Annotated in this window: 16 protein-coding genes and 1 pseudogene; 10 read left to right on the top strand and 7 right to left on the bottom strand. The window is 58.7% G+C overall.

Features of this window, described 5'->3' with window-relative positions; genetic code table 11:
- Positions 1 to 59 precede the first annotated feature (59 nt).
- Positions 60 to 584, bottom strand: coding sequence for a CinA family protein (locus ALP40_RS22200; RefSeq protein ID WP_122210294.1), 525 nt, complete (start codon positions 582 to 584; stop codon positions 60 to 62).
- Between the two features lie 242 nt (positions 585 to 826).
- Here ALP40_RS22200 and ALP40_RS22205 point away from each other — a divergent pair, with 242 nt between their 5' ends.
- Positions 827 to 1,342: a DUF4142 domain-containing protein gene (locus ALP40_RS22205; RefSeq protein WP_122210295.1), complete on the top strand. Its 516-nt coding sequence runs from the start codon at positions 827 to 829 to the stop codon at positions 1,340 to 1,342.
- Positions 1,343 to 1,528: 186 nt separating this feature from the next.
- On the opposite strand, the gene ALP40_RS22210 is transcribed toward ALP40_RS22205, so the two are convergent.
- A complete protein-coding gene (locus tag ALP40_RS22210) occupies positions 1,529 to 1,714 on the bottom strand; it encodes a hypothetical protein (RefSeq protein ID WP_122210296.1) in 186 nt (61 codons plus the stop codon).
- A 36-nt stretch (positions 1,715 to 1,750) separates the two neighbouring features.
- Complete coding sequence (locus ALP40_RS22215) at positions 1,751 to 2,632, bottom strand: manganese catalase family protein (RefSeq protein ID WP_122210297.1); 882 nt, start codon at positions 2,630 to 2,632, stop codon at positions 1,751 to 1,753.
- A gap of 429 nt (positions 2,633 to 3,061) precedes the next feature.
- Here ALP40_RS22215 and ALP40_RS22220 point away from each other — a divergent pair, with 429 nt between their 5' ends.
- From ALP40_RS22220 to ALP40_RS22235, 5 genes and pseudogenes are all read left to right on the top strand, one after another.
- Entirely contained in the window at positions 3,062 to 3,286 is a 225-nt protein-coding gene (locus ALP40_RS22220; RefSeq protein ID WP_122210298.1) for a DUF6555 family protein, read from the top strand.
- A 101-nt stretch (positions 3,287 to 3,387) separates the two neighbouring features.
- Complete coding sequence (locus ALP40_RS22225) at positions 3,388 to 3,609, top strand: hypothetical protein (protein ID WP_122210393.1); 222 nt, start codon at positions 3,388 to 3,390, stop codon at positions 3,607 to 3,609.
- A gap of 1,372 nt (positions 3,610 to 4,981) precedes the next feature.
- A pseudogene (locus ALP40_RS26250) lies at positions 4,982 to 5,098 on the top strand (HAMP domain-containing protein); the annotation flags it as partial.
- A gap of 159 nt (positions 5,099 to 5,257) precedes the next feature.
- Entirely contained in the window at positions 5,258 to 5,968 is a 711-nt protein-coding gene (locus ALP40_RS26255; RefSeq protein WP_409077537.1) for a methyl-accepting chemotaxis protein, read from the top strand.
- A 360-nt stretch (positions 5,969 to 6,328) separates the two neighbouring features.
- On the top strand, positions 6,329 to 8,242 hold the full coding sequence (locus tag ALP40_RS22235) for a methyl-accepting chemotaxis protein (RefSeq protein WP_122210300.1): 1,914 nt from the start codon (positions 6,329 to 6,331) through the stop codon (positions 8,240 to 8,242).
- A 211-nt stretch (positions 8,243 to 8,453) separates the two neighbouring features.
- Here ALP40_RS22235 and ALP40_RS22240 read toward each other — a convergent pair whose 3' ends face one another.
- The gene (locus tag ALP40_RS22240) at positions 8,454 to 9,242 is read right to left on the bottom strand and encodes an ABC transporter substrate-binding protein (RefSeq protein WP_122210301.1); all 789 of its coding nucleotides are present in this window, start codon (positions 9,240 to 9,242) and stop codon (positions 8,454 to 8,456) included.
- 255 nt (positions 9,243 to 9,497) lie between these two features.
- Between ALP40_RS22240 and ALP40_RS22245 the strand changes: the two genes are divergently transcribed.
- From ALP40_RS22245 to ALP40_RS22260, 4 genes are read left to right on the top strand one after another with little or no spacing between them, the layout of a single operon-like run.
- Complete coding sequence (locus ALP40_RS22245; protein WP_122210302.1) at positions 9,498 to 11,252, top strand: ABC transporter permease subunit; 1,755 nt, start codon at positions 9,498 to 9,500, stop codon at positions 11,250 to 11,252.
- Positions 11,253 to 11,276: 24 nt separating this feature from the next.
- Positions 11,277 to 12,578: an AAA-associated domain-containing protein gene (locus ALP40_RS22250; RefSeq protein ID WP_122210303.1), complete on the top strand. Its 1,302-nt coding sequence runs from the start codon at positions 11,277 to 11,279 to the stop codon at positions 12,576 to 12,578.
- Positions 12,579 to 12,628: 50 nt separating this feature from the next.
- Positions 12,629 to 13,693 carry a sensor histidine kinase gene (locus ALP40_RS22255; protein ID WP_122210304.1) on the top strand — a complete coding sequence of 355 codons (1,065 nt, stop codon included), beginning with the start codon at positions 12,629 to 12,631 and terminating at the stop codon, positions 13,691 to 13,693.
- Positions 13,693 to 14,331, top strand: coding sequence for a response regulator transcription factor (locus tag ALP40_RS22260; protein WP_122210305.1), 639 nt, complete (start codon positions 13,693 to 13,695; stop codon positions 14,329 to 14,331). Before ALP40_RS22255 ends, ALP40_RS22260 begins: the two co-directional genes overlap by 1 nt.
- A gap of 28 nt (positions 14,332 to 14,359) precedes the next feature.
- Here the strand turns inward: ALP40_RS22260 and ALP40_RS22265 are convergent, their stop codons facing one another.
- The 3 genes from ALP40_RS22265 to ALP40_RS22275 form a co-directional block, all read right to left on the bottom strand.
- The gene (locus ALP40_RS22265; protein WP_122210306.1) at positions 14,360 to 16,243 is read right to left on the bottom strand and encodes an acyltransferase family protein; all 1,884 of its coding nucleotides are present in this window, start codon (positions 16,241 to 16,243) and stop codon (positions 14,360 to 14,362) included.
- A 244-nt stretch (positions 16,244 to 16,487) separates the two neighbouring features.
- Positions 16,488 to 17,825 carry a hypothetical protein gene (locus ALP40_RS22270; RefSeq protein ID WP_122210307.1) on the bottom strand — a complete coding sequence of 446 codons (1,338 nt, stop codon included), beginning with the start codon at positions 17,823 to 17,825 and terminating at the stop codon, positions 16,488 to 16,490.
- An 11-nt stretch (positions 17,826 to 17,836) separates the two neighbouring features.
- Positions 17,837 to 19,138, bottom strand: a complete 1,302-nt coding sequence (locus ALP40_RS22275; RefSeq protein ID WP_122210308.1) for a hypothetical protein — start codon at positions 19,136 to 19,138, stop codon at positions 17,837 to 17,839.
- Between the last annotated feature and the right edge of the window lie 183 nt (positions 19,139 to 19,321).

Raw genomic sequence — 19,321 nt, forward strand, 5'->3', positions numbered from 1 at the left:
CCGATGGATGGTTCGTCGTTGGGAACGATGAAGATCGAGCGGGGTTAAGGATTCGGATTTCACGCTGAATTCGGAATATCGGATCCGCTCGGCGCTGCACTTAATAGATGTCGATGAAACTCAGGAATTCTCTCCAACGCATAGAGCGCGGCGTTGTGCTGAACCGTTTCCCGCTCTCCTGAAAAATGATGCCGGTGCGTCACGACGTGTTGCTGTCCTTCATGCACGAATCCCCAGGCAAAACACACGGTGCCCGCAGGTATACCATCCACATCATCCGGTCCGCAGATGCCCGTGGTTGCAACGGCCACCGTGGCAGGGCTTTCGCGAAGGGCGCCCAAGACCATCTCCCGCGCCACCTCACAACTGGTCAGGTTGAACTGTTCGATAGTATCGGCACTGACGCCCAGTACCCGTTGCTTGGCTTCGGGTGAGTACACGACATACCCGCATTCGATCAGGGAGCCGCTACCGGGAATCTGCGCCATCAGCGTAATGATTTCACCCGCTGTACAGGATTCGGCAGTTACCAGTAACAACTGTTCATCACGTAAGTAAGACACCACTTCTTCGACGATCTTCATGGTTGAGCCTGCCGTCTTGGTTGTTCACGCAGGACGAGCTGTTTGCCGTCCGGTCATTGATCGATGGACACAGCAGGCACTGTCCCGTTCCGAAAAACTGATCTGAAAACCGATCAAGTGCAGGCCGATTTTGAGGGTGTGTACCAACGGTCAAAAAGGCTGAACGCAGATTTTCAAGAGGGGTCGTAACTGTCGTGTCGTCGTTGACGACGTATCTGGCCCATAAAAAAGGATGACCGAAAATGAATCGCTATTTTCGTATGAGCGCTCTCGCTGTAATGCTTTCCCTAGGCTCCCAAATGGCCTTGGCCGCTGATGACTCTGCGGACTTCGTTGATAACGCTGCTGCCAAAGGCATTGCAGAGGTTGAAGCTGGCAAGATGGCCCAGCAGAAGAGCCAGTCTGCGGATGTAAAAACATTTGCAGAACACATGATCAAAGAGCACACCGAAGCCAACGGCAAATTGCAGACGATTGCTCAAAGCAAAAAACTGAAAGTGGCGGATGACGCCATGCTGATGGACAAGGCGAAGGCGATGATTCTCGATTTGCGCGAGGAATCGTTCGACAGGTCCTATGCGAATAACCAGGTCATGGCGCATGAACAGACTATCGATCTGTTCAAGAAGCAGGCGGCCGAAGGGACTGACCCTGATGTGAAGGCGTTCGCCGAGAAGATGCTGCCAACGTTGGAGAAGCATTTGGCAGAGGCAAAAAAACTGTCTGCTGCTCACGGTGGTGAGGCCGCCAAGCAGTAACGTTTCCAGTCAAGCCGCATGACCGGTTCTTTTTACAGGCACCGGATCATGCGGCCATTTTATGCACGTCCTTTCAGTGATTATGAATGCTCTTGGCGCATGGAAAAACCGGCCCGAAGCCGGTCATATTCATGGCGCTTGAGCGTGCCTCGTCATTAAACGAGGCCGCTCATCGTTATCGGAGCATTACCGACTGGGCAAGTTATTCTCCAGCAGCGATGCAACACCAAATGCTTTGGTAGCCATCACAACCTGAAATCCCCGACGGGCCAAGCGAGCCTGTGCTTCAAAAGACTGAAGTCCTTTATCAAATACGGCGTCGCTCAATTCAACCCCAGGCATTGTTGCAGCGCGTGAACGGTTTATTTTCATGATGTTCGTCCTCAACCACTGTTGAACCTTCGGGTATTAAAGCTCTTTGCCTTGTACGAAACCCGATCCCAGGTCCGCACCGGTAATAGGATTAGCTTCCGGGTCAGACATCGTCCGCGTTTTCATCGCTTCCAGAACCTGGGCATCCTCAGCGCTCAATGTCACCGACGCAGAACCGTCGCCACCATCGACTGCCGGTTGGGGTGATTCAACGTATTCCCATTCGCCGCCCTGGTTCCAGGCGCCTCGTACATTGGGCTCGCCAGACATGTTGAAGTATTTGTTGGTGAACTCAGGCATGCCGGGCAGTTTACCCTGCGGGAAGTTGGGCTGAATGGCATGCAGCGCTTTCTCGAAGGACAGTTGGTGAGCAATTTCACGCGTCATCAGAAAGCCCAGCGCTTCTTTCACGCCCGGGTCGTCAGTCACGTTCATCAGACGCTCGTACACGATTTTGGCGCGTGCTTCGGCGGCAATATTGGAGCGGAAGTCCGCAGTCGGCTCGCCGATGGTATCGATGTAGGCAGCGGTCCACGGCACGCCTGCGGAGTTCACCAGCGGTGCACCTGCTCCATACAGCAGGCTGGTGATGTGCGAGTCATTACCTGCGCCGTTAAGCGACCGATACAACTCGCCTTCCTCCTCGATACCTTCGGCCAACTGGCCCTTGGCACCCTTGTTGAGCATGACAATAATCGATCCTACGATTTCCAGATGGCTCAGTTCTTCGGTAGCGATGTCCATCAGCAGGTCTTTGCGACCTGGATCATCCTCACTCAAACCTTGAGTGAAATAGCGACCTGCTGCGGCAAGCTCGCCCTGAGCACCGCCGAACTGTTCCAGTAAAAGGTTGGCAAGTCCCGGATTTGGACGGGCTACACGTACGGTGTACTGAAGGCGTTTGTTATGTATGAACATATCGATTCCTCAGGCTGACTTTCTGGGTAAGCGTCTACTCATTTGGATGAGCTCGTTACAACGCGGTCAAGAGTTATGAGAGAGCGAGGCCGGGAACGTTACTTAAAATCGGACTGTTACGGGATGAACGGTTGTAATAATTGAGTTCAATAGAGTTTCGTTATTTCCCACGTGTGGGTGCAGAAAAGCCTTAAACGTCGCAGAGCACCTGAAAACGCGGGGTGTATGAATGCATGCCGGCGCCTGCGGGAATACGGCTGTTTTCGCCATTATTAAAAATACCTATGGTTCAACTTTGTCTACTTCCATCCTTATGAAGGTGTGAGGAGGGTGGCTATCTGATGTCGCGCTAATTACAACTAAAAATACTGGGAATTTTTTTAAATGAGCATGATCTGTTTTGCGAGTGAACAAAGCAGGAGTAACAAAATGGCTGATGAAAAACACTACCGTATCGATTACTTGCTGCACGGTAGCTACAAAACCTTCTACATCAGAGCCGTTGATATGGACAACCAGGAAGCGTGGCACTGGGCGTCGGTGGATGCCGGTTTTGGTGCCATTCCCAAGTATCGGTCCGACCGGGTTCCAAAGCTGAGCAAGCCTCAGGCTGAGAAGCTTGGGTTGTCGAATGTGGAATGGAAGAGGGCGTAAGGTTTCACTGATAGGCGACAAACGACCTTCACCACGTGCAGTCCTGATGTCGCACAGTGGTGGATGGAGGTGATGTGATTGACTTGATTCAATGGCCAGCGATGGCCGTGACCGTACTGGCGGCCTGGTTCATGGGGTCCCAGCAACCTCGAAAACGGATGATTGCCTTCTGGTGTTTCATTCTCAGCAATATTCTCTGGATCATCTGGGGCCTCCACGCGCGGGCCTACGCGCTTATCGTGCTGCAGGTCTTTCTGTGTGCGATCAATCTGAGGGGTTTCAAAAAGAATCGGGACGGTGCCAAAGGCGGTTCCGGGCGCTGACGTCTGGCCGTCGAGCCAACGTTTTTGAACCGTCTTTATTCGAAACAGTGGGTTACACAAAGTCTACGTTCTTAGCGTTGACAGACTTCCGTTGCTGTCACGCATCTACACCTCACGTTTCCTGCCAGCAGGCCGATAGGTCGGTATCAGATTGCATCATCCCCATTGAACTAACCAATGAGGGCTTGGCTCTGAGGTAATGGCACTATGCCTTCATCTGGTCAGGTACACCTTCCCATTTGTAAACGTGACTCACAGTCCCACCTGTCGCGACGTAAAGAAGGGAGTTCTTTCAGCCGGATCAGGCCCCCTATTAAAAGAGAACGATATGAATATTCTGTCGCCCGGCATCTACCTGACAAACCGTCTGCGCTTTCCTGCCAAATTCACTGTTCTTGCCATCATCATTATCATCCCGCTGCTGGTGCTCGGGATGCGGGTGTTCAACAGCCTCAACGCGAGCATCGACACCGTTGCGCAAGAGCGGATGGGACGTGAATACCTGCATGTCGTGACGCCGGTTTTACGCCTTTCCATGTTGCAACGTGCGCTGACCAACCGCGTGCTGACGGGCGATACCTCCGCTACCCAAGACTTTGCCGCCAACCGCAGTCAGCTTGAAGCGGCGCTCGCCACTCTGGCTGACATCGACGCTCGTCAGGGCCGCACGTTTGAAACTGAAAACCGTGTTCAACGCCTGCGTGACGGTGCCCGCGCCATCATGGACAGCGTCAAGCCAGGCGTTTCGCCGGAAGATGCGTTCGCTCAGTGGAATGAGCAACTGACCCAGACCCTCAATTTCATCTACTACCTGTCGGCCACTTCCGGACTGGTGCTGGATGAAGATTATGCGTCGTTGTTCCTGATCGACCTGAGCACTATCCGCATGCCCCGTCAGATCAACATGGCCGGCCAGATTCGTGGTGTGGCTGCCGGGCTGAGCACAGGGCAGAACCTGAGCCCCGCCATGCGCGGCTCGCTGGACAGCCTGTTCAAACAGGAGGCGCAGACTCGACTGGAGCTGGAGCAAAGCGTCCGCCTGCTCAAGCGCCGTGCGCCTGAGCTGACCGAGCGTGTCAATGCACCCATCGTTGCCGCGGTCGCCGCGATGGACAGTTATCGTGACGACCTCAAGGCTTATGTGACCGGTACCACGCTTTCAGCGCAGCAAGGACAGTCGTTCAGTGCTCGTGGTAACGCGGTGGTTGCGGGTTTCTACAAGGCTCAGGATGAAATCCAGACGGCGCTGCAGGGCGAACTCGATTCACGCTATGACGCGTTGCTGCTGCAACGTGAAATCGTTATCGCGATGTGCGTGATCATGGGATTGATGCTGCTCTATGCGTTCTGCAGCATCTACCGTGCATTGCGTATGGCCATCGACGGACTGCTTGAAGTGACACGCCGCCTGGCTGCCGGTGATTTGGGCGCCCGCGTGACGGTCAGCAGTCAGGACGAAGTGGCCGACATCGGCAATGGCCTTAACCTGATGGCGGAAGCTTTCTCCGGCTCGATTTCACACATGGATCGCACCTCTTACGAGCTGTCTGAAGTGGCCGCTCGACTGGGCAACTCCATCAGCCTGGCCAAAGAGTCGATGAACGCTCAGCAGGCTGAAACCGAGCAGGTGGCCACCGCCATCAACGAGATGACCGCCAGTGTCGCTGACGTGGCGCAAAACACCGAAGGCGCAGCGCAGGCGGCTGACGAAGCCAACAGTGCGTCGCGCAATGGGCTGCGTGTCATGCACCAGGCCCATTCCACGATCCAGGCACTGGCCGAGGAAGTGGAACTCAGCGCTCAGAAAGTCCAGGCGCTTGCGTTGCACAGCCAGTCCATCGGCGGGGTGATTCAGGTGATCAGCACCATCGCCGACCAGACCAACCTGCTGGCACTGAACGCTGCCATTGAAGCGGCGCGTGCCGGCGAGCAGGGCCGCGGCTTTGCGGTCGTCGCTGACGAAGTGCGCACGCTGGCATCGCGTACTCAGGCCTCGACCGAGGAAATCCGCAACATCATCCAGCAGTTGCAGGGTGCGACGGAGGCGGCCGTGCAGCAGATGCAGGCCGGTCAGCAAAAAGCGCAAGCGTGCATCAGTGCCGCTGGCGAGGCCTCGGGCAGTCTGTCGAGTATCAGTCAGGGCGTTGAGCGTATCGTGGAAATGAACACTCAGATCGCAAGTGCCGCTGTGCAACAGCATGCCGTGTCCGAAGACATCAACCGCAACGTGATGGGCATTCGCAGCAGCTCCGGCACCCTGATGCAGGGCATCGAGAACAACGCCACCACCGCCAGCGAACTGGGCCGCGTGGCCAGCGAAATGCGCACCGTGGTGTCGCGCTTCAAGCTGGGTGCCTGATCTGAACTGGACGAAGTGACCTTATAGTGGAAGCGGGCCGAACGGCGTTACGTTTGTCCGCGAAAAGGCCTTACATCCGACGAATATGCAGCGACTGAAGCGCTGCATTCGCGGACAAGTCCGCTCCCACACGCTGCGTCGAAGACGTGGTGGGGCCTCTCACCGTGCTCTGTCAGCCCGCCACAGCGCTGTGGCATAACACAGCCAATCCTCCCGAATCAGCGGACTTGCCGCTGATTCTGTCTTTTTGGTCAAGTTTTACCTGATGCCAGCCGATAGCTCTAGCGCGCAGGTTTGCTGTTCATAAAAACAAATCTTCAGCTCTTTCGTTGCGCATAAAAAGCATTTTCAGGAGATTGCATGAACAGTAGTTTTGCGAACATCAGCGTCAACACGAAGTTGGCCCTGGGTTTTGGAGCCGTCCTTTTCTTCACTGCCATACTCGCCCTGGTCGGCTGGACCAGCCTCGACAAGCTCATTTACCGCACCGACAGAATCGGTGACATCACCCGGCTCGGCGACAAACTGACCGACCTGCGCATCGCACGGCTGCAATACATGCTGACTGACGGTGACGAAACCGCCGCCCAGAACATGCAGGGCAAGCTGGATATCTTCAAGAAGCACCAGCAGTCGTTGCTGACGACCTTCACCAACCCCGTCAACATCAAGCCGCTGAGTCAGCTTAGCGATGTGATCCGCGATTACGAAGCGTCGTTGAATCAGATGCGTGCGGTCTATCAGAACGCTGGCCGGGTGCGTAACGAGATGGTCGCCAATGCCACCGTCGCCACGCAGGCAATCGATGCGCTCAACAGCGAGGTCCTGCGAATGGATCCCTCGGACCCCTCCCGCTTTGATCAGGTTCAGTTAGTGAACACCGCTCGGCAGGACCTGACGTTGGTGCGCTACGAAGTGCGCGGTTACACCAGCAAATCCGATGAGAAGTCGCAAACGGCAGCCTTCCAGCAGCTGGACGCCGCCATCCAGCATCTGGACGGTCTCAAATCTACGTTTGGCGCGACCAGAATCGCGCAGTTGGAAAAGGCGCTGCGCGATTACCGCAGCTCGGTCGAAGCCTTCAAAGCCACGACCTTAGAGGCCGCTGCTGTGCGCAAAGACCTCACGACGCAAGGCGCGACCATCGTCAAGCTGGGCGATGAGCTCTACAGTCTGCAAATGAAGTTGGGCGATGCGGACACTGCGCAGGCGCGCAACCTGCAGATCGGCTGCATTTTGCTGGTGTTGGCGCTTGGTATTCTGTCGGCGGTTGTCATCACGCGGCAGATCACGCGTCCGTTGCAGGAAACGCTGGCCATTGTCGACCGTATCGCAGCGGGCGATCTTACCCACACGGCAATCATCACCCGACGCGACGAGTTGGGTGTGCTGCAACAGGGTATTCAGCGCATGGGCGCGACCTTGCGTGATCTGATTTCCGGCATTCGCGACGGCGTGACGCAGATCGCCAGTGCCGCCGAGGAGCTGTCGGCGGTTACCGAGCAGACCAGCGCAGGCGTAAACAGCCAGAAGGTCGAAACCGATCAGGTCGCTACCGCGATGCATGAAATGTCGGCCACTGTGCATGAGGTGGCGCGTAATGCTGAGCAGGCATCCGTTGCCGCCTCCGACGCCGACAAGGAAGCCCGCGCCGGTGACAAGGTAGTGGGTGAGGCCATCGGCCAGATCGAGCGACTGGCCAAGGAAGTAATCCGCTCCTCCGATGCCATGACCGTGCTCGAACAGGAGAGCGACAAGATCGGCAAGGTCATGGACGTGATCAAGGCCGTGGCCGAGCAGACCAATCTGTTGGCGCTCAACGCCGCCATCGAGGCCGCACGGGCAGGCGAAGCGGGGCGTGGATTTGCCGTCGTGGCGGACGAGGTGCGAGGCCTTGCGCAACGCACGCAACAATCGACCGAAGAGATCGAAAGCCTGGTCGCCGGTCTGCAGAACGGTACACGCCAAGTGTCGGAGATCATGCTGGGCAGCCGTACGCTGACGGACAGCAGTGTCGAGCTGACCCGCAAGGCCGGTGTGTCGCTGGAAAGCATCACCCGGACGGTGTCCAACATCCAGGCGATGAACCAGCAGATCGCTGCAGCCGCCGAGCAACAAAGCTCGGTGGCCGACGAGATCAGCCGCAGTATCGTCAACGTGCGTGATGTGTCTGAACAAACGGCCGAAGCCAGCGAAGAAACCGCCGCGTCCAGCGTCGAACTCGCGCGCCTTGGTGGGCAGTTGCAAATGCTGGTCAGCCACTTCCGGGTGTGAGGGCTGAGTGAGCCGGCGAGAGTGTCGCTGCATCTTGCCGCAAACACCGGACCGTTGGCAGGCAGCTAGGCAGGCAGACAGAGAGAGAGTCGTGGGAGCGGACTTGTCCGCGAAAGGGCCAGTACATTCAGTCGAGATATTGCGTTTGAAGCATGGCTTTCGCGGACAAGTCCGCTCCCACAAAAATCGAATTCAGCGCCGATCTTTTGGTTCAGCAAGACGTGCCGCTGGCGACGCACGCTTTCGTGGATGCGGTGGGCAGGTAGCTGTCTCGAATGCGCTGCAGTTCGCCGCGGCGCTGCATGTCGAGGATGGCGGCATTGATCGTCGGCAGCAGTGAGGCATGTCTGCTCAACAGCATGATCGACAGGGTCGATTCATTCAGCAGAGCGCCCTGGCGAAACGCGTGAGGGTCGATCTGGTGTGTACTGATCAGGTAGTCATACAAGTCATCGACCATAGCGACCGCGTTCACGCGCTTGTTGGCGAGCAATTCCAGTAATGCCGAGTCCTCCGAGGTTTCAAGACGGGTCACGCGCTTTTCCGCGAAGGCAGAGTCCAGCGCGCGATACGTGTAACCCCGAATCATGCCAATCGTTACATTGCGCAATTTGCTTAATGGCACGTTTGAAAGTGGATCATCGGCGGCAAAGTACAAGTGTTCGCGCACCGCCAGATAAGGCACCGAAAATACATACTTGCTCGCATTATCCTCATGGGTCCAACCCGGTGATTCGGCATAGCTGATATCGATCTGTTGCTTGTCCAGCATCACTTGCATGCGGTTGGCAGGGTAGGAAATAAACTGCACATCGATGTTTGCCTGTTTGAATACCTGACGGGCAATGTCAGTGGACACACCGCGCAGGGTGTTGTATTCGTCGGTGTAGATGAACGGGCGCCATTCGGTGCTGGCGGCCACGTAAGGCTGGGCTTGCGCCACACTCAGGAGTGGCAGCCACACCATTGCGCAACTCATGAACAGAAAACGAAATACCATCGCCAGCTATCCTTTTCGCCGTTTCACCTGGCCATTATCGGGGTGTCCGTTGAACTGTATATACCTTGGTATATGACATTCATACTTTCGAATCGAAACCGTCTACGTTTGCAGGTTTTAAACGCCCGTCCAAAGTCGATAAGCTTTCACTCAACTTCTGGCTAACCGCCTACTGCCATTTATCTGTATCCGCTGACAGCCCGTTTTCTGAAACGTGGTCGGTGCGAGCCCGTGCAGCCGTTTTGAGGTGAGCAAATGCATTCGATTTTTCAATCCGGTAAAAGCCTGCGGGCGACCCGAATGGGCGATGCGAGGACGCGCATGCCTTATGGGGTCGATATCGTTTGCCTGGGACTGCTGGCGCTGGTGGTCGCGCTTTTAGGACACGGTATCGGACAGATGCTTCAGCCGCTTTCCCTGCTGACATCCAGCCCAATGACCCTGGATCCGGCACAACTGCCGGAATATGCGCTGCGTACGACCTTGCGCATGTTCATCGCCCTGGCCGCGTCGCTGCTCTTTACCTTTGTCGTGGCAACGCTCGCCGCCAAGAGCCGCAAGGCCGAACAGGTGATCATTCCGGCGCTGGATATTCTGCAATCGGTGCCGGTGCTGGGTTTTCTGACCTTCACCGTCACGTTCTTCATCGGGCTGTTTCCAGGGCGGCAACTCGGTGTCGAGTGCGCGGCGATTTTTGCCATCTTTACCAGTCAAGCCTGGAACATGGCGTTCAGCTTTTATCAATCGCTGCGCACAGTGCCCAATGATTTGAGTGAAGTCAGTCGCCAGTTCGGCCTGTCCCCAGTGCTCAGGTTTGTGCGGCTGGAAGTGCCGTTCGCCATTCCCGGGCTGGTCTGGAACATGATGATGTCGATGTCCGGCGGCTGGTTTTTCGTCGTGGCCTGCGAGGCCATTTCGGTCGGCGATACCACTGTCAATCTGCCCGGCATCGGCTCTTGGCTGGCGCTGGCGATCGAGCAGAAAGACCTCACTGCGATTGCCTGGGCGGTCGCTGCGATGGCGCTGGTGATCCTGGCCTATGACCAATTGCTGTTCCGGCCGGTGGTGGCCTGGGCTGACAAGTTTCGTTTCGAGCAGACCGCTTCGCAAAAGCGTCCACGTTCCTGGATGTACAGCCTGCTAGGGCGCTCCCGCCTCGCGCCGCTGCTGGGCGCCGTGTTGGCCGCGCCGTGGAAAGGGCTGATGCTGATCGACTGGAGTGTGTTGACGCGCCTCTGGAAAGTCCGCCCGACGGCAGGCGTTACCCGGGTTCTCGATACCCTCTGGCTTGCGCTGGTGATTGCCGGCTGTGTCGCCGCCAGCGTTTACCTGTTTCGGTTCATTGAGGCCTCTCTGGGTTTCGCGGACCTGGTGAGTGCATTCGGGCTGGGGCTGACCACCATGCTGCGTGTGATCGTGCTGATTATCGTGGCCAGCGTGATTTGGGTCCCGATAGGCGTCTGGATCGGCCTGCGTCCGGTGTGGGCCGAGCGGCTGCAACCCATCGCACAGTTTCTGGCGGCGTTTCCTGCGAACGTGCTGTTTCCGTTCGCGGTGATCGCCATCGTCGGCCTGCACCTGAACCCCGATATCTGGTTGTCGCCGCTGATGGTGCTGGGCACCCAGTGGTACATCCTGTTCAACGTGATCGCCGGGGCCAGCGCCTTGCCGACCGACCTGCGCGAGGCGGCCACGATGTTCAACATGCGCGGCTGGCAGTGGTGGCGTCGAGTGGCGTTGCCGGGGGTGTTTCCGTACTACGTCACGGGCGCACTGACGGCTTCAGGCGGTTCGTGGAACGCCAGCATCGTGGCCGAGGCGGTGTCTTGGGGCGACAAGCATTTGCAAGCGACCGGGCTGGGTTCCTACATCGCCAACGCCACTCAGGCGGGCGATTACGCACGGGTCGCGATGGGTATCACCGTCATGTCGGTCTTCGTGATCGCGTTCAATCGGCTGTTGTGGCGCCCGCTGTACGGGTTCGCCGAGCGACGTCTGAGTCTTGTCTGATTTTTGTTTGAGGAGGGTGCCACGATGATGGCTGTCGAAAAGCGTTGCCTGGTGGATGTGCAGAAGGTTCGACATGTGTACGGCAAGGCCAGCAAAGAGCGCCTGGTGCTGGATGACGTGACGCTGCAACTCAACGAAAACGAAATCATCGGCCTGCTGGGCCGCTCCGGCTCGGGCAAGTCCACGTTACTGCGCTCCATTGCCGGGCTGGTGGTGCCGACTGAAGGCCAGGTGGTGTTCCCCAATCGGGCGCAGGGCAAGGCCATGTCGGTGGGCATGGTGTTTCAGAGCTTTGCGCTGTTTCCCTGGCTGACGGTGCTGCAGAACGTCGAGGTCGGGCTGGAGGCGCAAGGGGTACCCGCTGCGGCCCGACGCAAGCGAGCGCTGGCGGCCATTGACCTGATTGGTCTGGACGGTTTCGAGAGTGCCTATCCCAAGGAGCTGTCTGGCGGCATGCGCCAGCGTGTCGGTATGGCGCGTGCGCTGGTGATCGACCCGGACGTGCTACTGATGGACGAACCGTTCTCGGCGCTCGACGTGTTGACGGCCGAAACCCTGCGCACCGATCTGCTGGACATGTGGAGCGAAGGCCGCATGCCGATAAAGTCCATCCTGATGGTGACGCACAACATCGCCGAAGCCGTGCTGATGTGCGACCGCATCCTGCTCTTCTCCTCTAATCCGGGACGGGTGATCAGTGAAATCAAGGTCGATCTGCCTCAGCCGCGCAACCGCCAGGACCCGGTCTTTCAGGCACTGGTCGAAGAAATCTATGTGCTGATGACTCAGGACAGCGATGCGGGCGAAACCCGTCAGGGGGTGTTTCCAGGCACCGGCCTGGGCATGGTGCTGCCGCAGGTGTCGACCAACGCGTTGGCAGGTCTCATCGAGGCGATTCATGCGCCGCCCTACAGCATGAAAGCCGACCTGCCGGAACTGGCCAGCGCGCTGCATTACAACGCCGACGAGCTGTTCCCGATTGCCGAGGTGCTGCAACTGCTGCGTTTCGCTGAACTCAAGGGTGGCGACATTCGTCTGCTGCCTGCGGCCAATCGGTATGCGCTGGCCGACGTGGACGAGCGCAAACACTTGTTCGCCCAGCACCTGCTGAGCTTTGTGCCGCTGGTGGCGCATATTCGTCGCGTGCTGGACGACCGCTCGACGCATACTGCCCCGGCGCGCCGTTTTCGCGACCAGCTGGAAGACTTCATGTCTGAAAGCGATGCTCGCCAGACCCTGGACGCGGTCACTCAGTGGGGACGCTACGCCGAACTGTTCGCTTACGATGAGCTGGCTGATCAGTTCAGTCTGGATAACCCTTCCTGATGCGTGTCAGCCATACTGCGCTGGCCTTTTGAAAGAGCGAGACGTTGCAGATGCGCGAGCCTGAATCCTTTGGCAAGGCCGCGATGGCGATCAGGTTGGCCGCCTTGCTGGGGCTGGCAATCGTCATTGCCATTGCCGACACCCTGACCGATCTGGAAATTGCCGTGGGCGTGTTCCAGATCGCCGTCGTGCTCATGGCGGTCAGATTCCTGCCGGTTGGCGGGGTGATTGCCGTCGCGCTGACGTGCATGGGGCTGACGGTGCTCAGCTATGAGCTGACCATTTCCCGGGGCAGCGAGGCGGCGCTGATCAACTGCCTCATCAGTCTGGCGGCGATTGTCATGGCGACGTACCTGGCGCTGCGCATGGCGATGGCCATTCGGTCGGTTCACGAAGCGCGCTCGCAGTTGGCGCAGATTGCCCGGGTCAACATGCTAGGCGAGCTGACCGCGTCCATCGCCCATGAAATCAATCAGCCGTTGTCGGCCATCGTCACCAGTGGCAATGCCTGTACGCGCTGGCTGTCGGCCGAACCGGCCAATCTGGATCGGGCGCGCCAGGCGCTTGCGCGCATGATCGGCGATGCCAACCGCGCCGGGGACATCATCGTGCGGGTGCGGGCGCTGGCCAAGCGGTCGGCGGCGCACAAAGAATGGATCAACGTGGCCGACACCGTGGCCGAGATCGTGTCGCTGGCCCACAGTGAAATCGACGAGCAGCAAGTCGTGCTCGCGGTCGAGGTGTCGGAAGGGTTGCCACCGCTATTGGCCGACAGGGTGCAGATTCAGCAAGTGCTGTTGAACCTGATGCTCAACGCGGTGGACGCGATGAGAAAGGTCGAGCCCGGTCAGGCCCGTTTGGCGGTGACAGTGGACGTTAACGCGGGAGGGGAGGTGAAATTTTCGGTGCGTGACAATGGCGTCGGGGTACCGCCTGAAAACATCGACCGCATCTTTGACGCGTTCTACACGACCAAGGAGGAGGGAATGGGGATAGGCCTTGCAATCAGCCGGTCAATCATCGAGGCACATGGCGGACGTATCTGGATAACGCCTAACTCGTCAGTCGGTGCTACGTTTCACTTCACGCTGCCTACCGGAAAGATGGATTCCTGATGACCACCACCCACACTGCTGCGCAGGCTGAAGAACCGATTATCTACGTCATCGACGACGATCTGTCGGTGCGCACGTCGCTGGAGGATCTGTTGGCCTCGGTCGGGCTGTGCAGCCAGCTGTTCGGCTCCACGCAGCAGTTCATCGATACGCCGCGCTCCGATGCTCCGGGCTGCCTGATTCTGGACATCCGGATGCCGGGCATGAGCGGTCTGGATTTTCAGGAGCAGATGACCCGGTTGGGGATTTTTCTGCCAGTGATCTTCATCACTGGGCATGGCGACATTCCTATGTCGGTGCGGGCGATGAAAGCCGGGGCGGTGGAGTTTCTGACCAAGCCTTTTCGTGAACAGGACTTGCTGGACGCCATTCAGCAGGCGCTGGCGCTGGATCGTGTGCGTCGCCAGAGTGCGGCGGTCGAGGCCCAATTGCAGCGTCGGTACGCCAGCCTCAATCAGGGCGAGCAACAGGTGATGACGCTGGTGGTCAGCGGGCTGCTGAACAAGCAGATCGCCGCTCGACTGAACGTCAGCGAAATCACCGTCAAAGTCCGCCGCGGCTCGGTCATGCGCAAGATGGAAGCCGACTCTCTGGCTGAACTGGTCAGGTTTGCCGAGCGTTTGCAGACGGGGGATTGAGTGGATGGAGCGGACGCTGCACACGGCGCTAATTCACCAATTCCGGCAACACATAGTTCTTCACCACGAACAGCGAGCCTTCGGTACTCAAGTGCCCCGAATCGATTTGCAGCAGCGAGTCGGTATCTGCAAGACGCACCAGGCAAGCATCGGCCACGCACAGTTTGTCGATCAGTGAAACGAACTGGATATCCGCCGTCTGGGCCAGTTGTCGAGTCGCCTGGTCCACTGCCATGACGCTTTGGTCGAGGGCCGGGTCGCTGATGTGTGATTCATTGAGGCCCCAGTGACGGTTGGCGATGACACTGGGCAACGATGGACTCCACTGCGGTAACGGGCCGATCAGCACCACATGTTTCACGCCATAGCCCTTGAGCCGGATCGCAATGCCGTTCCAGTCGGTCTTGTCATGGCCGTCCTTTTGCGCGATGACCACGATGGCCGGGTGCAGCGTTTCGATGCTGTGCAACGCCAGCCGGTTGGAGTAATCACAGGCCCTGCTGGTCGGCGACGTTCTGCCTTGATGAACGCTCAGGCTGGGGCGACAACTGGCAGACGCGACCTGATAGAACGGTGTGTCTTTGGCCAGCACGGTACGCAGGCCCAGCGACAGCGCCTGCGCATGCGAATCCCCCCAGAGGAATACGCCGCCTTCACCCTGCTTGCGCGTACACGACTCATCAATGCCCGACTGCCCGCGCTGCGTGAACGCAGAAAACGCGTCGCACTTGAGCCAGTAAGGCTCGTACAGGTTCTGCTGCCGGTTGACGTAGTCTTGAATGAACGACGCTTTGTCGGACAGGCTGATCTCGCGCATCGGCGAAACCATCCCCTGCGTCGCACTGACCGCTGCGCCGCCCACAAACACCAGGCCCATCAGGGTGCCCAGCGTGGCGAATGTCCAGCGGGCGTCGGGGCGTGAACGCCCAGTGGGCTTCTCGATCAGCCCATAGGAGGCCAGGCTGAGCAGCGCAGCGATGCCGATACCCAGCAGCACATTGCGGATGTCGCCCAACCACCCTGCGTAGTTCATCAACACCACCACCGGCCAGTGCCAGAGGTACAGCGAATACGACAGCTTGCCGGTCCATTGCGAAAGCGGGTTGGCGGTCACCAGTGAGTCCTGACGTGCGGCGATGATCACTGCAAAGGTCCCCAGCACCGGCATCAGCACCAGATACCCCGGCCACAGGTCCTGCACCGACACCAGAAAGAAACTCGCCAGCATGAGCATCAGCCCGACGCCCTCAAGCACGCGCTTCTGCACGCGCCGCAATGTGAAGGGAAACAGGCAGGCCACGCCGCCCAACAGCAATTCCCACGCGCGTGTGGGCAACAGGTAAAACGAAGCTTCCGGCCAGCGTGCCGAGGCAAATACGCACAAGGCAAAGCCCGTCAGAGTGCCGCCCAGCATCCACCAGCGCAAATTTCTCAGCGCCACGAAACGGCTCAGCACCAATAAGGCCATCGGGTACAGCAGGTAGAACTGCCATTCGACCGACAGTGACCAGGTGTGCAGCAGCCATTTTTCGTGGGCATTGGCCGTGAAGTAGCCCGCTTCGCGCCAGTAAACGAAGTTGGAGACGAACCCCAGGCTGCTGGCGACGTGCGTGCCCAAGGCGCTGTAGTCCAGCGGCAGCAGGTAAAACCAGCCGAGCCCGAGCAGCGTGCAACACACCATCGCCAGTGCCGGAATGATGCGCCTTGCCCGGGACCTGTAGAACGAGGTCAGGCTGAAGGTGCCGGTTTTCAGGCCGCGCATGATGATCCCGGTGATCAGGTAACCCGAGATCACGAAAAACACATCCACCCCGGCAAACCCTCCGGGCAGCCACGCGGGATGGAAATGGAACAGCAGCACGGCGATAACCGCGATGGCGCGCAGGCCATTGATGTCTTTTCTGAAGTCCATGAGAAAGTGCCGGCCAGTGGATGATCGGGGAGGGGGTTTCAGGTGGTTAAGCGGCAGAACCCGCTAAGTCTTGCGGGTGAAGAAACCCTGGTAGTAGGAGCGGACCGGACAGCCTTCGCGGACAAGTCCGCTCCCACGAGGGTCGTGCTCCCGCGAGCAAGTCGCGTACGGCGTTCAGTTTCTGTGGGAGCGGACTTGTCCGCGAAGGCTTGGGCTGACTCATCACAGGCAGGTCGCCGGACACTCATTCTTTGCGAGCCAGATGCTTGCCACTTCTCTGCGGACTCAGCCGGATGATCTTGGGAAAGTGGGTCAGCTTGATCGACGCCGAACACCGGTCGCCCTGGCAGGACCATGACTGCGCACTGCCGACCTCGCCGACCTCGCCGCGCTCGGCGTGAACGGTGTCGATCATCCGCACCGGACCTTTAAGGGGGCCTTGGCTGACCACCTGCACATCACGCGGCTGACCGATGGCCCACGCGACCAGCACCCGCTCGCTGCCCTTGTTGAAGTGCAACTGGTAAAGCGTGTCCGTCAGGGAGCTGGCCGATGCGTCGTAAGTGAAGTCGCGAACCACCGGAGCGATTGCTTTCATCATGGTGTAGGCGGGTTTGGGCGACAGGTCTTCATTGAGCAGCCCGAAGTTGTGTTCCTGGTCGTAGCGGTCCGGCCCGTCGTTGTAGAGGTCGAACCACCACATGCCTTTGACGTTGGGCACGGTGCGCGCGAGCAGGTAGATCCGCGCCATGTACAGCGCCTGGGTCGTCTCACTGTTGCCGCAAGGGCCTTGATGGCTAGGCCAGCCCATTTCGGTCAGGTAGATGGGCACGTCACGGCCCGCCTTGGTGCGGATGTGCCGTTCGTAATCGGCCATCCAGCGCACCCAGGCTTCGGGTGTGTTGCCATCGTTGGCCGAGCAGTGGGCGTAGGGATGCACCGACAGACCGTCCACAAGGTCCAGCGCGCCGCTCTCGATCAAGGGGTCGGCAAACCCGAACCTCATGCCGTCCGGCGTCACCGATCCTGCCAGGATTTTCGCGGGCGGGCCTGCGACGTTGCGGGTGTTCTTGCGAATGATCGGCACGGTTTTCTGCACCAGCTTCACGTAGTCCAGCGCCAGTTGACGGTCGCCGGACGCTTCAAGGTCCCACTCGTTCCAGATCTCGTAATAGCTGACACGGTTGCCGAGCATACGGGTGACGTAATCGACGTAGTTCAGAAACGCTGTCCTGACCTTGGGTGTGCGAGGTTTCTGGTTGTCGTGGAAATACGTGCTGTAGCCCAGTATCGCCAGGCGGCTCATGTCTCGCTCTTTGGCGATGGTCAGGTAGTTGCGCCATTGAGGGGGGATGCGCCATTGATAAGGCGTCGGCGCTGCGGTTGACCAGAAGATATCGTCCTTGACCGCATTGAATCCGGCCTGCGCAGACAGATCCAGCGGCGCCCTCAGTGGGTGCTCGTAGTTCATCAGGTGCGTCGAAATGCCAACAATGAACGGTGCCTCGGCGTAGGCCGGTGTTACGCAGACCAGGCATCCCGTCAGTACCAGACGCACCGCGTGGCGTAAGGAAAACGTCATGGCGGGCTTCCTCAGCGCAGTTGGGGAAGAGGGGTCAGTTGCAAATCGGCCGGCCGAGACGTCAGGGCATCCTTTTTTTCACTGATGACATACCCGATGGCCAGGCCTGCAAACAGGTTGGCCACGGCGACCTCGAACATGTCCGTCGTCCAGCTGATCAGGCACCAGCAGACACTGATGGACAGCAACATCCGACCGACCCGGCTTTCGTCCTCGATCAACGTGAACAGCAGGGGAATCTGCAGCGCGTACAGCAACCCGCCGACCACGCCGAGCATCGCCCACAGGTACAGGGCCGAATTGTCCATGCCCAGGAATATCCCCGCGCCCTCCACCGGGAAAATGGCCATTGTGCTGCCGACCATGCCGAATCCTGCACCGGTTATCACCCAGCCTTCGCGGGTCAGGGCATTGATCACGTTGGGCCAGGTGTTGATCAGCCGGTCGTAGAGCGAGGCCAGTGAGCTGCCGCTGCTGCTAACCGTACGCGCATCGAAACTGATCACCAGCCCCAGCGTCGGCAACAGCAGACCGACGAACACCACCAGCACACACAGCATCCGGCAGGTCCAGCTCATGCGCTGGATCAGCAGCAGGCCCATTGTCAGCGCGAACGCACCGGCGGGCGCCTTACTGGTGGTCAGCACGATGGCGTACAGCGCCACCGCACTGAGCAGCATCATCACCAGTCGCGAGCGTAGAAACATGAACAGGTACAGCGTGTAGAACGCGATCAGGATCGACAGCACATTGGAAACCCGGGCAAAACCGGCTAGGCGGTCCACGTCGTCTGCGCTCCAGGTGGTGTTGGCGCTCAGCTCGGTTTCGCCCACGTTGTAGCTGTAGCCTTTCCACGGCACGGCGGTGAACTTGTCCAGCGCCACACCTACAAGCGAGGCGAGCAGGCAGAAGCCGATGGCCCAGCAGAGGATTTTTCTGCGATGGATCAGATGCTCACTGCACACCAGGCCGAACACCAGCGGGCTCAGAGCGAAGAGGCTGAACGCCAGATTGTGCGGGCTGGCGCGGTGCAGCATGGCGAGCAATCCGGAAATGACCAGCAGCACGACAAACGTCCAGAACAGGCGTCCGGCCTTGAAGGTGCGCAACTCCAGCGCGAACAACAGAATGCACGCAGCTTTGGGCAGGTAAAGCAGCGGGCTGATGCCCGCTTTGTCAAAGTAGAAACGCAACGCGCCGGAGAAGGTTTCGACCAGAAGCAGGCTGATCGCGACCCACACCACGACGGTCGATTTATCGAAAGAAATGATCGACGACGAATCGCCGGCACTGTTCGCTGGATTCAGCTCCATGATGTCTGCCTTTTGGATGGCGTCAGGAAATTCGAACGGACAAAGCTACCGCCGACGACCGCGACGGGCGGGTCGATAGAAGGGGAAGCCTGTAGGGATCAAGAGAAGTCTGGAGCGAATGCTCGCAACGGCGTGACAAGACGTATATCAGTCGCAGTTAGGGAACCTGTCAATTATTTCGTC

Origin of the sequence: Pseudomonas viridiflava (assembly GCF_003702045.1) — a bacterium.
GTDB classification, from domain to species: Bacteria; Pseudomonadota; Gammaproteobacteria; order Pseudomonadales; family Pseudomonadaceae; genus Aquipseudomonas; species Aquipseudomonas viridiflava_C.